This window comes from Nitrobacter sp. TKz-YC01 (assembly GCF_047824785.1).
Lineage (GTDB): Bacteria > Pseudomonadota > Alphaproteobacteria > Rhizobiales > Xanthobacteraceae > Nitrobacter.
Genome location: NZ_CP181167.1, coordinates 1,648,869 through 1,663,222, shown reverse-complemented (window position 1 = coordinate 1,663,222; position 14,354 = coordinate 1,648,869). Strand labels below are relative to the sequence as shown.

Annotated in this window: 13 protein-coding genes and 1 riboswitch; of the genes, 4 read left to right on the top strand and 9 right to left on the bottom strand. The window is 61.6% G+C overall.

Annotated elements, in window-relative coordinates:
- Positions 1-34 precede the first annotated feature (34 nt).
- The 3 genes from purQ to purC all read right to left on the bottom strand — a co-directional run bounded on the left by purQ (position 35) and on the right by purC (position 1,958).
- The gene (gene purQ / locus ACMYR2_RS07775; protein WP_347265362.1) at positions 35-736 is read right to left on the bottom strand and encodes a phosphoribosylformylglycinamidine synthase subunit PurQ; all 702 of its coding nucleotides are present in this window, start codon (positions 734-736) and stop codon (positions 35-37) included.
- Positions 737-748: 12 nt separating this feature from the next.
- Complete coding sequence (purS, locus tag ACMYR2_RS07770) at positions 749-988, bottom strand: phosphoribosylformylglycinamidine synthase subunit PurS (protein WP_347265361.1); 240 nt, start codon at positions 986-988, stop codon at positions 749-751.
- A 202-nt stretch (positions 989-1,190) separates the two neighbouring features.
- Positions 1,191-1,958, bottom strand: coding sequence for a phosphoribosylaminoimidazolesuccinocarboxamide synthase (gene purC, locus ACMYR2_RS07765; RefSeq protein WP_181410406.1), 768 nt, complete (start codon positions 1,956-1,958; stop codon positions 1,191-1,193).
- Positions 1,959-2,301: 343 nt separating this feature from the next.
- Between purC and ACMYR2_RS07760 the strand changes: the two genes are divergently transcribed.
- The gene (locus ACMYR2_RS07760; protein ID WP_347265437.1) at positions 2,302-2,628 is read left to right on the top strand and encodes a DUF1476 domain-containing protein; all 327 of its coding nucleotides are present in this window, start codon (positions 2,302-2,304) and stop codon (positions 2,626-2,628) included.
- 388 nt (positions 2,629-3,016) lie between these two features.
- Here the strand turns inward: ACMYR2_RS07760 and cynS are convergent, their stop codons facing one another.
- The gene (gene cynS, locus ACMYR2_RS07755) at positions 3,017-3,505 is read right to left on the bottom strand and encodes a cyanase (RefSeq protein ID WP_347265436.1); all 489 of its coding nucleotides are present in this window, start codon (positions 3,503-3,505) and stop codon (positions 3,017-3,019) included.
- Positions 3,506-3,762: 257 nt separating this feature from the next.
- On the opposite strand from cynS, the gene ACMYR2_RS07750 reads away from it, so the two are divergent.
- On the top strand, positions 3,763-4,431 hold the full coding sequence (locus ACMYR2_RS07750; RefSeq protein WP_347265435.1) for a hypothetical protein: 669 nt from the start codon (positions 3,763-3,765) through the stop codon (positions 4,429-4,431).
- Between the two features lie 86 nt (positions 4,432-4,517).
- On the opposite strand, the gene ACMYR2_RS07745 is transcribed toward ACMYR2_RS07750, so the two are convergent.
- The 4 genes from ACMYR2_RS07745 to ACMYR2_RS07730 form a co-directional block, all read right to left on the bottom strand.
- Positions 4,518-4,787 carry a hypothetical protein gene (locus ACMYR2_RS07745; RefSeq protein WP_416193955.1) on the bottom strand — a complete coding sequence of 90 codons (270 nt, stop codon included), beginning with the start codon at positions 4,785-4,787 and terminating at the stop codon, positions 4,518-4,520.
- A gap of 261 nt (positions 4,788-5,048) precedes the next feature.
- Positions 5,049-6,184, bottom strand: a protein-coding gene (locus ACMYR2_RS07740; protein WP_416192834.1) for an IS3 family transposase whose coding sequence is annotated in 2 segments (ribosomal slippage) — positions 5,049-5,914 and positions 5,914-6,184 — 1,137 coding nt in all. Because the reading frame shifts where the segments join, the coding sequence is not laid out codon by codon here.
- A 32-nt stretch (positions 6,185-6,216) separates the two neighbouring features.
- The gene (locus ACMYR2_RS07735) at positions 6,217-7,056 is read right to left on the bottom strand and encodes a KAP family P-loop NTPase fold protein (protein ID WP_416193954.1); all 840 of its coding nucleotides are present in this window, start codon (positions 7,054-7,056) and stop codon (positions 6,217-6,219) included.
- 120 nt (positions 7,057-7,176) lie between these two features.
- Positions 7,177-8,376, bottom strand: coding sequence for a TrmJ/YjtD family RNA methyltransferase (locus ACMYR2_RS07730; RefSeq protein ID WP_347264625.1), 1,200 nt, complete (start codon positions 8,374-8,376; stop codon positions 7,177-7,179).
- 307 nt (positions 8,377-8,683) lie between these two features.
- Here ACMYR2_RS07730 and ACMYR2_RS07725 point away from each other — a divergent pair, with 307 nt between their 5' ends.
- The gene (locus tag ACMYR2_RS07725) at positions 8,684-9,895 is read left to right on the top strand and encodes an NADP-dependent isocitrate dehydrogenase (protein WP_416193953.1); all 1,212 of its coding nucleotides are present in this window, start codon (positions 8,684-8,686) and stop codon (positions 9,893-9,895) included.
- A gap of 160 nt (positions 9,896-10,055) precedes the next feature.
- On the opposite strand, the gene alaS is transcribed toward ACMYR2_RS07725, so the two are convergent.
- Complete coding sequence (gene alaS, locus ACMYR2_RS07720; protein WP_416193952.1) at positions 10,056-12,755, bottom strand: alanine--tRNA ligase; 2,700 nt, start codon at positions 12,753-12,755, stop codon at positions 10,056-10,058.
- Positions 12,756-12,960: 205 nt separating this feature from the next.
- Positions 12,961-13,065: riboswitch (glycine riboswitch) on the top strand.
- A gap of 137 nt (positions 13,066-13,202) precedes the next feature.
- Between alaS and gcvT the strand changes: the two genes are divergently transcribed.
- Entirely contained in the window at positions 13,203-14,354 is a 1,152-nt protein-coding gene (gene gcvT, locus ACMYR2_RS07715) for a glycine cleavage system aminomethyltransferase GcvT (protein ID WP_347264622.1), read from the top strand.

Genomic DNA, 14,354 nt, shown 5'->3' with positions numbered 1-14,354 from the left:
AAGGGCAGCATGTCAGCGGACTGCATCCACGATGCTACGCCGCCCGCTCCAGATGCGCGACGAGTCCGGCGAACAGCCCGCGCCCGTCGGTGCAGCCCATGATGTCTTCGACGTGGTTTTCCGGATGCGGCATCATGCCGAGCACGTTGCCGCGCTCATTGATGATGCCGGCGATCGACTGTGCCGCGCCGTTGATATTGTGCGTATCGTCGATCTCGCCGGTCGCCGAGCAATAACGATAGAGCACGCGGCCCTCGCCTTCGAGGCGGCGGATGGTGTCCTCGTCGGCGGCATAATTGCCCTCGCCATGCGCGACCGGCACGCGGATCACCTGCCCGGCATTGTAGCCACGCGTGAAAGGCGTGTCCGAGCGTTCGACCCGCAGGTGAACGTCATGGCAGATGAACTTCAATCGCGCGTTGCGCATCAGGATTCCGGGCAGCAACCCGGACTCGCAGAGAATCTGAAAACCGTTGCAGACGCCGAGCACAAGACCGCCGCCCGACGCGAAAGCGCGAACCGCGTCCATGACCGGAGAGCGCGCGGCGATGGCGCCGCAGCGTAAGTAATCGCCGTAGGAAAAGCCGCCCGGCGCCACGACAAGATCGGTGCCTTCGGGCAGCGAGGTCTCCGCGTGCCACACCATCGCGGGCTCGCGCCCGGACACGAGCCGCAACGCGCGCGCCATGTCGCGCTCGCGATTGATGCCGGGAAAAACGAGAACTGCGGATTTCATGTCGTGCGTCGCCTAGCCCAGAACCTCGACGCGATAGTTCTCGATTACGGTGTTGGCCAGCAGCCTGTCGGCGGCGGCCCTGAGCGCGGCTTCCGCCGTCGTCTTGTCGCCATCGAGCTCGATATCGAACACCTTGCCCTGACGCACGCTGGCGACGCCCTCGATGCCAAGCGACTTCAGCGCCCCCTCGATGGCCTTGCCCTGCGGATCGAGAACCCCGGTCTTCAACGTAACAGTGACGCGTGCCTTCATCTTGAAACGTAGCCTGCCTGCTTCCCTCTCCCTTTGCGGGAGAGGGTGGTCCGAATGTCGCTTGCGGCATGAGGACCGGGTGAGGGGTCGCTCCAAGCACCGAGCCGCCCCCTCACCCGGCTCGCGGAATTCATCATCGGGCGATGCTTCGCAGTCGGCCCGCCGGCTCGCTGCCCTCTCCCACGGGGAGAGGGAAACTTACCTATCCCTTCACCAGCACCGGACCGGCGCCGATCGGCCGCTCGTTCTCCATCAGGATGCCGAGCCGCTTGGCGACTTCGGTGTAGGCTTCCAGCAGCCCCCCGAGATCGCGACGGAAAACATCCTTGTCTAGCTTCTCGTTCGACTTGATGTCCCACAGCCGGCACGAGTCGGGCGATATTTCATCGGCGACGACGATTCGCATCATTTCATTCTCGAACAGCCGGCCGCATTCCATCTTGAAATCGACCAGCCGGATGCCGATGCCGAGAAACAGCCCGGTCAGGAAGTCGTTGACGCGGATCGCCAGCGCCATGATGTCGTCGATTTCCTGCGGCGTCGCCCAGCCGAACGCCGTGACGTGCTCCTCCGACACCATGGGGTCGTTGAGCTGATCGTTCTTGTAGTAGAATTCGATGATGGAGCGCGGAAGCTGGGTGCCCTCCTCGATGCCGAGCCGCTGCGACAGCGACCCCGCCGCGACGTTGCGGATCACGACTTCCAGCGGCACGATCTCGACCTCGCGGATCAACTGCTCGCGCATGTTGAGGCGACGGATGAAATGCGTCGGCACCCCGATGTCGTTGAGGTGCTGGAACAGGTACTCCGAAATCCGGTTGTTGAGGACGCCCTTGCCCTCGATCACCTGATGCTTCTTGGCGTTGAACGCGGTTGCGTCGTCCTTAAAGTGTTGAATCAGGGTGCCCGGCTCCGGTCCTTCGTAAAGCACCTTGGCCTTGCCTTCGTAAATGCGACGCCGACGGCTCATTGGGATGTACCGTGTGTTGTTGAAATCCATGAAGTTGGTGTGCTCCGAGCGCTTGATGTGACCGTGGCGGAGCTGCCGCGAAGGCCAAGAATCCTGGACAATCCCGGACGAGAACAGGAAACAGAACAAGAACCAAGCCTGTCCGCAGGGTAGCCGATTGAGTCACCGAGCACAATCAATGCAGGCCGTCCGGCGCGAAGTTTTACCCGTCTCACCCTGCGACCTTGCGCCCGTTGTTCCCGGATCGGCCCTTCCTTATTTAGGAATGTGATCTAGGATATTAAACCGGCCGCGCCAGTGGACGGACTAAAAGCTTCGGCAACAATGGAACCGGACCCAAGCCATGAGCACATCATTCGACAAGCGTGAAGAAGGTTTTGAGAAGAAGTTCGCGCTCGACGAGGAGCAGAAATTCAAGGCTGAGGCCCGCCGCAACAAGCTCCTGGGATTGTGGGTCGCGGAGAAGCTCGGAATTACCGGCGACGCCGCCAATGCCTATGCGAAGGAGGTCATCGCCGCCGACTTCGAACAGCCGGGTGACGACGACGTGTTTCAGAAAGTGATGGGCGACCTCACCGCCAAGGGCGTCGCGCTCACCGAGCAGCAGGTCCGCGCGCAGATGGATGCGCTGTTTGCGGAGGCTATCGCCCAGGTAAAGGCGGGGACGTAGAGCTTCCCTGCGTTATTTGCTCGGCCGCAACTCCCCGCGCCCGGCTTCGCGCCGGGCGGGCTTGATAAAGCCGGAATTCAGGAGCGCGACCGGATCACTCAGGGGCGATCCGCTGCGCCATCGCCCCTGCCCTTCATGATAACCACGCCGGTGCAGCCGTTAGAGCATGATCCCGACCCGAAGGGCCGCGCCAGCGCAAAGTGGAAACCGGTTTTCGGAGAAGATCATGCTCAAACAAAAAGATAAGCGACGAGTCTGATGCAACGCAGTTGAAACAGACTCTAGAGTCTCTCACCGCTTCATGGAAACGGTGAAGGACCCAATCTTTATGTTTTGACGCGTTTTCTTCACGCAAACCGCATTCCGCTTCGCTCGAAAACGCTATAGCTCAGGCCTCTTCGAGGTGGCGCTCCCGATGCTGCTCGCTGGCGGCGGTATACTTGAACGGAAGAAACTTGCCGCACATCCCGATCTTGACGCGATCGCCCTTCGGGCTGGCGACGCGGGCAAGCTCCAGGTCGAAGTCGATCGCCGACATGATGCCATCGCCAAACTCTTCCTCGATCAGCACTTTCAGCGCCGGTCCGTTGATCATCACCAGTTCGTACAGGCGGTAGATCAAGGGGTCGGTCGGCGGCATCGGAACGCCCGCGCCACGCACCGGCACCTCGTTGAGCATCGCGATTTCCGTCTTGGAGAGGCCGAACAGCTTTCCGGCAACCGACGCCTGCGACTTGGTCAGCTTCATGTGGCCGAGCAATGCACTGACGATCAGGATATCGGAACAACCGCCGATCTCACCGGCGATGTATGACCAGTTCCATTCCTTCTCGCGCTTGATGTCGAGAATCTTTTCGGTGAGGTCGGATCGCTTCATCGTTGTCTCCCGTCTGAAAGCCTTGGACCACTCTCCCAATGCAATGCTCGTGCCATTGCGGATGCGGCGTGGAATGCGGGCAACAAGGCCTTGATTGACGCCGGAAGCCACCGAGAGGCGAGCGATTGACCATAATTTGCGCAGCGGATGCCCCATAAGCGGGCACCCGCCATAACGCGCGCAGTGATCCATGAGGCGGACGAAACTTAAAGCCTCCGCGCTTGCTCGAACGACCCCGTAGGATTATATTCCGACGCATGATCCTGCCTCGCACGCCTCCCGCCCTCACCCGTCTTCGCGTGAAACCAGACGAACCAGCCAAGGGGCCGCCCGCGATCAATGCGGATTCCCGGCCACGCGGCTCGCGGCGGTTGCATGCGGATTCGACGGTAGCCCTCATCCGCCGTCTGATCGAAACGACCACACTCTCGCAGCGCGCGATCGCAGCCAAAACCGGGATCAGCCAGGGCACCATTTCCTTCTGGGCCCGCAATTCAGGCTGGCAACGTCCAGCCTTTGCGCCGCGCGCGACTGACACCGTGCCAACTGCCCGCGCCGGACGACGCCTGAAATTGCGCCTATTGGCCGAACGACTGCAGGCGCTCGCCGAGCGCATGGTACGCGAGTTAGAGGAGACGCCGGGCGTCGATCTCGACAAGCTGATGCAGGCCCTCCAAGCCCTGAAAATGGCGCGGCTCGAGGCGCAGGGACGCTGCGGTCGGCGTAAATTGCTGAGCCGAGCGGAGACCGGGCGCGACCGGCTTTCGCGCGACGAAGCGATCCGCGCCGCGCTCAAGGACATGCACCGCGGCGGCGTCGATATCGACCGCGCCCCGCAGGAGGCGCTAGATTTGGTGATCAATGCGAATTTGCCGGTGGAGGATGATCACCCGGCGTTGAGGGAGAGGGGAGTGAGAAGGAGGTAAGAACAACGCCGCTTTGCTCAAAGACTTTTCGAAGGCCAGGACACGAGGTCTCTGGTGAATCAAGAAGAGCGGCCGAACATTAAGTTCTAATCATGCGGGTTTTCATCCTGACGCTTCCACGCGGCCAAGAATTCACGAACCGCTGCCCCCGCTTCGTCTTGTGTATTCTTGCCAGCAGTTTCTTCAACGCGAGCTCGAAACGCAGCTTTGTCGAGTATTTTGTCGATTGAATCCACGCCCGCGCGGGTGTTGCGCTTGGCGACCCTGTCCCCAAGGCCCGCCATGCCGAGGCCTTGGCTCCATGAGTGCGATGTGAAGGCCTTAGCAAAAACCGCGATCATTGCGTCGTCTTTCATGCGAGAAGCGGTCCAAGCTCTCACTTCTGCTCCTTCATCATCAGCGAGATCACGCCACATAAATAACAGATACGCCAGACGTCTCGATCTGACGAGTTCGTCGGATTGGCTCGCGGCACGAAGACGTGAGAGTGCCGTTTGCCGAAGAGATTTGGCATCTGTTTCAGTCGTAAGACACTTTTCTTCCGGCTCGGCGTTTTTGAGGTGGACCCGCTTGGTGAGACAGTTTGGCGGCCTGGCTAAGGTGGATCGGGTTCGTTTCTACGCCGCCAATTGCTCCGTCATTTCCGCCATAGCATGGACTTCGTCGGGCGTCCTGCCGGCGAAGGTCGAGTGCGGGCGTCGCCGGTTGTAATAGTCTATCCAGGAGCCGATGCCGCAGCGGGCTTGGCTTCCCGTTTCGAATGTGCTGAGGAAGACGCACTCATATTTGAGGCTGCGCCACAGTCGTTCGATGAAGACGTTGTCCATCCAGCGGCCGCGCCCGTCCATGGAGATGCGGATGCCGGCATCCTTCAGCGTCGTCGTGAAGGCGAAGCTAGTGAACTGCGAGCCTTGGTCGGTGTTGAAGATGTCGGGCCTGCCATGGCAGGCGATCGCCTCTTCGAGAGCGGCAACACAGAAGTCGGCATCCATCGTGTTCGACAACCGCCAGGCCAGGACCTTGCGGCTGAACCAGTCCATGATGGCCACGAGGTAAAGGAAGCCGCGCCGCATCGGGATATAGGTCACATCGGCACACCAAACGTGATCCGGCCGCTCGATCGCCAGGTGCCGCAGCAGGTAGGGATAGATGCGATGCTGCGGATGCGGCTCGCTGGTTCTCGGCGCCTGGTAGATCGGCGACAGACCGATCTTGCGCATCAGCCGCCGGACCCGCTTGCGACCCACGCACCAGCCCTGACGCCGCAGATGCCGGGCCATCTGCCGGGAGCCATACCAGGGCGTCTCCATGAAGGCCTCGTCGATGGTGCGCATCAGTTCGAGGTTCTCGGGCGTCTCGCCGGCGGGCTGTCGGTAGAACGACGCCCGCGAGATCGAGACCAGTTCGCACTGGCGGCGGATCGAGAGCCGGTTGTGATCGGGGTCAATCATCATTCTCCTCCGATCCAGGCTCAGCGATCGAAGGCCTTGGCCAAAAAATCCCGCTCAACGACAAGCTGGCCAATCTTGGCGTGCAGCTTGGTCACCTCGGCTTCCCGGCCGACCTGCGCATCAGCAGCCTTGTCGTCGAACGTCTTGGCCAGGTTCTCGATGGCCTGCCGTTTCCACTGCGTAATCTGGTTCGGATGAAGCTGGTGCTTTGTCGCCAGTTCCGAAATCGTCCGCTCGCCACGGATCGCCTCAAGCGCAACCTTGGCCTTGAACTCAGCCGTAAATCGTCTGCGTGTCTTCATACCGGATCGTCCTTTTCATCGGGCGATCCACCTTATGCCCCTGTCTCAGAAACCGGCACCACCTCAGTTTGATGCGGCTGCGGAACGTCGAATCCTGCCTGAATGATTTTTTCGAGATAATGCGGACCTTCGGACGGGTAGCGCTCGGATACAATCGCTTCGGCCAAATGGCGATCAAACACGAGCAAATAAATAACGTTGGGCAAACGACCAATTGATTTCACAAGGCGAAAGATCAACAGCGCTTCATCCGGCGATAGCCTGTCAATATCATCAATCACGATGAGAAAGCGCTTTTTCTGCTCTTTGAGAACCTTGGTCAGATCCGCGTGAAGTTTCTCGACGGTATCTTCGGTATGAATCATATCTGCAAGCCACGACATGGTACCCGCGGCGACTGATCCAACGCCTCCGGCACCGGCTAGGTCGGCACCAGCACTGACTATAGAACCCGCACGTAAAAGCCGCGCGCCGATTTTTGGCAGCACTTTCTTGAATTGGTCGCCAAGTGAGGGGCCTAGGCCGGCATAGAATTCCCGAAAAAATGCAAGCGCCAACGCCTCTTCACCGCGAAACCACCAACAAGCAAAATTGACGATGGCGATTTCGTCCCGCTCAAGAGCGTCCCTTAAGTGATACTGGATCAGATTGACTGCGCTGCTTTTTCCGGAGCCCCATGGCCCATTCAAAGCGACTACGGTCCCCTCGGGAGCGCTAATCTTACAAATACTAGCCGCGAGCGTTTTGGCGAAAGGATCGATCCCGAATCTGTCATCGGACGGTTGAGTGATGGGCTGATCGTTATGCGTCCATTCGGATTCTTCCATCGGTTCACCAATCTCCGGGCGCAGCCGCACTGCCGCAGCGATCAAAACGACTCGTGTTGACGATGCGAACCTTATAGCAACGGCAAAGAATGATTGCTGGTTTGCTTTAATCGAGCACCCTGACGTGCGACTACTATCACACATAATCGTTACCGACCTCGCGCCCTACGGCCCCGCCGCCACCTGTACCGCCAGATTATCCAGAACCCGCGCCAGATCGCTTTCAACCGCCGCCGCCTCAATTTCGATCACGCGGTAGCCGCGCTCGGCGAGCCATGCCGATCGGGCGGCGCGGTCGCGCGTGATGGTGTCGCCCTCGTCCGCGTTGACCAGTTCGATCGCAACACGCTGAACGAACGACACGAAATCCGGGATGTGCCGCCCGACCGGGGTTTGCCGCTTGAACTGACCGGCGAAGCGGCGGTCGCGCGTCAGCGCCTGCCAAAGGATGCGCTCGCCATCGGTGGGATTTCGTCTGAGCAGCCGCGCGAGACCCCGCACCGTGCTGCTGCTGTCCACGGATGCCCCACCCGGCCCCTGCTCGGCCAGCAGCGCCCGCAGCCGCGTCGCCTGCGCGCCGTCGAGCACGCCGCCCTTGGCCGGTCCCTTGCGCCCTTCCGCGATCGCCATCACGACGCCGTGCAGCGTGTGCATGTCCTGTTTCGTCGGCTCCATGCGGGTGAAGATGTTGCGCAGATTGACGAGCATGGTGTCGCGCTTCTCCGGCGGACGGAGAAATTCCACCTTGTCGAGTTCGCTGACCAGATTGTCGAAGAACGCCTGCATCTGGTGCTGGGAGGCCCGCTCCGAGCGCTCCGGCATCGCGAACGGCAGTTCGCCCCGCGTCACCAGCTTGAACCATTCGTAACCCATCAGCAGCACGGCCTGCGCCAGGTTGAGCGAGGCAAAACCCGGATTGACGGGATAGGTGATGATGCGATCGGCCATCGCCACCTCCTCGTTCAACAGTCCGGCGCGCTCGCGGCCAAACAGGATGCCGACGTGGCCGCCCGCCGCGACCTGCGCCGTCGCCTCGACCGCCGCCGCTTCCGGCGCCACCACGGGCTTGGCCTGATCATGCGCGCGCGCGGTGGTCGCGAACAGCAGCGTGCAGTCGGCGACCGCCTCCGCCACGGTGTCGAACAGTTCGACGCGGGAGAGGATGTGGTCGGCGCCCGCCGCCGCGCGCTGCGCCGCGATATTGGGCCAGCCGTCGCGCGGGTTGACAATGCGCAGCCGCGTCAGGGCGAAATTGCCCATGGCGCGCGCCGCCATGCCGATGTTCTCGCCGAGCTGCGGCTCGACCAGAATCACGGTGGGGCCGACGACGTCGATGCCGGTTTTCGTCCTGTCGGTGCCGGACATCCTGCCTCGTTCTTTCAATTCAAGCTGAGATTTGGGTTCAATGGCGGCTTGCCGGGTCTTCGATCGCGCCTTTCACAGCTTTTCTCAAGTCAAATAATGAGCTTATGAAGCCATCCTGAATTTCCGGCGGAAGATGAGGTTCTGCCTCTCAAGGTGCAGGGAGAAGGCTTGCCGACAAAGCGCCAGATGTCTGGAAAATCGCCACCGTCTTGCGGCCCGCTCGGCTTTCGCCTGCGCCGCCGCGATGTTATAGCCCGACCTATCTCCTTCCGAAGCGCAGCTATTTTCCGAAAAGGCCCGATCTCCCATGGCAAAAATCAAGGTGACCAATCCCGTCGTCGAACTCGATGGCGACGAGATGACCCGGATCATCTGGCAATACATCAAGGACAAGCTGATTCATCCGTTCCTGGATATCGACCTGATGTATTTCGACCTGGGGATGGAGTCCCGCGACGAGACCGACGACCGGATCACGGTCGAGGCGGCCAACGCCATCAGAAAGGTGGGCGTCGGCGTGAAGTGCGCCACCATCACCCCCGACGAGACGCGGGTGAAGGAATTCGGCCTCAAGCACATGTGGAAGTCGCCGAACGGCACCATCCGCAATATCCTCGGCGGGGTGATCTTCCGCGAGCCGATCATCTGCAAGAACGTGCCTCGCCTCGTCCCCGGCTGGACCAAGCCGATCATCATCGGCCGCCACGCCTATGGCGATCAGTATCGCGCCACCGACATCAGGTTTCCCGGCAAGGGAACGCTGAGCATGAAGTTCGTCGGCGAGGACGGCGCGGTGATCGAGCGCGAGGTCTTCAAGACGCCCGGCCCCGGAGTCGCGATGGGGATGTTTAATATCGACGATTCCATCATCGATTTCGCGCGCGCCTCGTTCAATTACGGCCTGCAGCGCGGCTTCCCGGTCTACCTCTCGACCAAGAACACCATCCTCAAGGTCTATGACGGCCGCTTCAAGGACATCTTCCAGGACATCTACGATCGGGAGTTCAGGAAGGACTTCGAGGCCAAGAGCCTGACCTACGAGCATCGTCTGATCGACGATATGGTGGCCTCGGCGCTGAAATGGTCCGGCGGCTACGTCTGGGCCTGCAAGAATTACGACGGCGACGTGCAGTCGGACACGGTGGCGCAAGGCTACGGCTCGCTCGGCCTGATGACCTCGGTGCTGCTGACGCCGGACGGCCAGACGGTGGAGGCGGAAGCCGCCCATGGCACCGTGACGCGGCACTATCGCGAGCATCAGAAGGGCAAGGAGACCTCGACGAACTCGATCGCCTCGATCTTCGCATGGACCCGCGGCCTGTCGCATCGCGCCAAGCTCGACGACAACGAGGCGCTGGCGAATTTCGCGACCACGCTGGAGAAGGTCTGCGTCGATACGGTCGAGGCCGGCTTCATGACAAAGGACCTCGCGCTTCTGGTCGGCCCCGACCAGCGCTGGCTCTCCACCACCGGCTTCCTCGACAAGGTGGCCGACAACCTGACCAAGGCGGTGGGCTGAAGCGGCCATCCATCCGTTCCCGTCATGGCCGGGCTTGTCGCGGCTATCCACGTCTTGTTTGCAGATACGCTGCGAAGACGTGGGTGCCCGCAACAAGTGCGGGCATGACGGTGAAGATCATCCGTGTGCGCAATCCGATTTAACCTGAACGGATCGCGCTCTACGCGCCCATCGCAGCGGCGATGGCGTCGAGCGCCGCGCCCGCCTTGGCTCCGTCGGGACCGCCGGCCTGCGCCATGTCCGGCTTGCCGCCGCCGCCCTTGCCGCCGAGCACCTCGGACGCCTTGCGGACAAGATCGACCGCCGAGAAGCGGGTCACGAGATCGGGCGTCACGCCGACGACGACGCTGGCCTTGCCGTCATCGCTGGTCGCGACCAGCGCGACGACGCCCGAGCCGATCTGCTTCTTGCCCTGATCCGCGAGGCTCTTGAGATCCTTGATCTCGATGCCTTCGACCGAACGCGCCATCAGCTTGACGCCGCCGACATCGCGCACGCCCGCCGCCGCGCCGGAGGATGCGCTCGCGGCCCCTCCTCCCATGGCGAGCTTCTTGCGCGCCTCGGACAATTCGCGCTCAAGCTTCTTGCGCTCCTGCACTATCGCTGTAGCCCGAACTGTCACATCGCCTAGTGTTGCGTTCAGTTCGGCGGACACAGTACGCAAGTTGTTCCGAAGATCGTTTAAAGCATGCCGCGCGTGATGCCCGGTGAGAGCCTCGATCCGGCGCACGCCCGACGCCACCGCGCTTTCGCCGACCACCGAGATCAGGCCGATATCGCCGGTGCGCTTCACATGGGTGCCACCGCAGAGTTCGATCGACCAACTGTCCACGTTGCTGCCTGTCTGGCGCGGCATCTTGCCCATGGAAACTACGCGAACTTCATCACCATACTTTTCGCCGAATAGTGCGCGAGCGCCGGTCTCACGGGCATCGTCCACGGACATTAGGCGCGTAGTGACCTCATCGTTTTCGAGCACAACATTATTAGCTATCTCTTCGATGTCGCGCAATTCATCGGCACTGATCGGCTTGTTGTGCGCGAAGTCGAAACGCAACCTTTTATCGTCTACCAAAGAACCTTTTTGCGCAATGTGATCGCCGAGAACTTGCCGCAGGGCTTCATGAAGAATGTGCGTAGCAGAATGGTTCTTACAAATCTTCGCGCGGCGATCCGCATCAACGACCGCGTAAACTACATCACCCTTCTTCAGGCCGTCCTTGAGGCCAGTACCGCTCAGCTCAACGTTGTGGACAATGAGTCCATCAGCTTCTTTGTGAACTGCTATAACCCGCGCGACCTCGATCCCGTCCGAAGCACGTCGGATCAACCCAGTATCCCAAACTTGTCCGCCCGACTCGGCGTAAAACGGCGTCTGATTTAGGATGATTTCTCCGGCGTGATGCTCAGGCTTGAGTACTTCAAGTTCAGGACCGCCCTTAATGATCGCTTGAACGACAGCCTCATTTGACAGATTGTCATATCCGAGGAACTCGGTAGAGCCGTACTTCTCCCGAAGAGGAAACCAATAGTCCGCGGTTTTGACGTCGCCGGAACCGGACCATTTAGCCCGCGCCTTGGCCTTCTGCTGCTCCATCGCGTCGGTGAACGACGCCAGATCCACGCCGATGCCCCGCGCGCGCAGCGCATCCTGGGTGAGATCGAGCGGGAAGCCATAGGTGTCGTACAGCGTGAACGCGGTCTCGCCGTCGAACATGTCGCCCTTCTTCAGCGACACGCTCTTCTCGTCGAGAATGGAGAGCCCGCGCTCCAGCGTCTTGCGGAAGCGAGTCTCCTCAAGCCGCAGCGTTTCTTCGATCAAGAGCCGCGCGCGCTGCAGCTCGGGAAAGGCCTCGCCCATCTCGCGCACCAGCACGCCCACCAGCCGCCACATCAGCGGCTCCTTCGCGCCGAGCAACTGGGCATGGCGCATCGCGCGTCGCATGATCCGGCGCAGCACATAACCCCGGCCTTCGTTCGACGGCAGTACCCCGTCGGCGATCAGGAATGAGGATGCGCGCAGGTGGTCGGCGATCACGCGCAGCGATGCCTTCATCGGACCTTGCGGGTCCGCGCCGGTCAGATCCGCGGCCGCGCGGATCAGCGCCACGAACAGGTCGATGTCGTAGTTGTCGTGCTTGCCCTGAAGCACGGCGGCCACGCGCTCGAGCCCCGCGCCGGTGTCGATCGACGGCTTCGGCAAGTTCGGGCGGCTGCCGTCCGGCAGCTTCTCGTATTGCATGAACACGAGATTCCAGATTTCGACGAAGCGATCGCCATCCTGCTCCGGCGATCCCGGCGGTCCGCCGGGAATCCTGTCGCCGTGATCGTAAAATATCTCCGAGCACGGGCCGCACGGACCGGTGTCGCCCATCTGCCAGAAATTGTCCGAGCCAGCGATGCGGATGATGCGTGATTCCGGCAGGCCCGCGATCTTTTTCCAAAGATCAAACGCCTCGTCGTCGTCGATATAGACCGTCGCTGTAAGGCGATCCTTCGGCAGGCCGAACTCCTGGGTGACCAGCTTCCATGCCAGTTCGATCGCGCGGTCCTTGAAGTAGTCACCGAACGAGAAGTTGCCGAGCATCTCGAAGAAGGTGTGATGCCGCGCGGTGTAGCCCACATTGTCGAGATCATTGTGCTTGCCACCGGCGCGCACGCATTTCTGCGAGGTGGTGGCGCGCTGATAGGGCCGCTTTTCGACGCCCGTAAAGACGTTCTTGAACTGCACCATGCCCGCATTGGTGAACATCAGGGTCGGATCGTTGCGCGGAACCAGCGGCGACGATGGCACGATCTGGTGGTCATTGGCCGCGAAATAGTTCAGAAACGCCGACCTGATGTCGTTAACGCCGCTCATTGTGTTCCATCGCGTCAAATGGGCTCGCGGCCCCGAAAGCTGTCATACGTCGCCCAGCGACCGCCTTTTAGACGGGGGTGGCCGGGCTGTCCAGAAAGTGGGCAGAAGGATCAGGGGCTTGGCTGGCTCGAAATATCATCCGTTGAAAGATGCTGCGGTGCGTTGACAGCCTTGTTGAAACCGTATTTTCCTCATATCTGCTAGTTTAGTCGCGCCGGGAGAGATCGGCCGCTTTCTGATTGAGGAAGCAGGCCGGCGCCGAAGGAGCAACCGCCCCGGAAACTCTCAGGCAAACGGACCGCGCGACTGGTTACATCTGGAAAGAGACCCTTGCGGACCCGTGGTCCGCGCAGGGTCCGCCGACGGGATAATACTCTCAGGCACAGCGACAGATGGGGTCTCTAACGGGTTTGCAGGGAATCGTCCCTTTAACCGCGAGGCCCCCTGATGGTGACCCACGTCTCCGACGCCCCGACCCTGCAAAAAACACCTCTGCACGCCCTGCTCCTGGCGCGGGGCGGCAAGATGGTGGCGTTCGCCGGCTATGACATGCCGGTGCAGTACGCATCCGGCGTGCTGAAGGAACATCTCCATACCCGCGCCAAAGCCGGCCTGTTCGATGTCTCGCACATGGGCCAGATCGCGTTGCGGCCGAAGTCCGGCAACGTCGCCGACGCCGCGCTGGCGCTGGAGCGGCTGGTGCCGCAGGACATCGTGGCGGTCGCGCCGGGACGGCAGCGCTACGCCCAGTTCACCAATCCGGCCGGCGGCCTGCTGGACGATCTGATGGTGGCCAATTTCGGCGACCACCTGTTTCTGGTCGTCAACGGCGCCTGCAAAGCCGCCGACGAGGCGCATCTGCGGAAGCACCTTTCCGATGCCTGCGCCATCGAGGTTCTGGCGGATCGCGCGCTGGTCGCGCTGCAGGGTCCGAAGGCCGCGTCCGTCCTGGCGAAAGTCTGCCCCGAAGCACCGGCGATGAAATTCATGGAGGCCGGTCCTCGCCAGGTCGGCGGCGTCGCCTGTTTCGTCTCGCGTTCGGGCTACACCGGCGAGGACGGTTACGAAATTTCGATTCCCGCGGCCCGGGCCGGGGACGTGGTGTCGGCATTGCTCGATGATCCGGACGTGGCGCCGGTCGGACTTGGCGCTCGCGACAGCCTGCGGCTCGAGGCCGGCCTCTGCCTTTACGGTCACGACATCGACGCGACGACAACGCCGGTCGAGGCCGCGCTGGAATGGTCGGTGCAGAAAAGCCGGCGCAACGGCGGCGTACGCGCCGGCGGTTTTCCCGGCGCCAATGTTATTCTGCCCCAGTTCGAGCAGGGCGCGGCCCGCCGCCGCGTCGGGTTGAGGCCGGAAGGCCGCGCGCCCGTGCGCGAGGGCGCGCCGCTGTTCGCCGATGCAGACTCCGCCGATCCGATTGGCGCGGTGACATCGGGCGGCTTCGGGCCGAGCCTGAACGCACCGATCGCGATGGGCTATCTGCCGGTCTCACATGCCGCCACGGGCGGTCTCGTCTTTGCAGACGTACGCGGACAGCGGCTGCCGCTACGGGTATGCGCGATGCCTTTCGTTCCACACAATTACAAGCGTTGA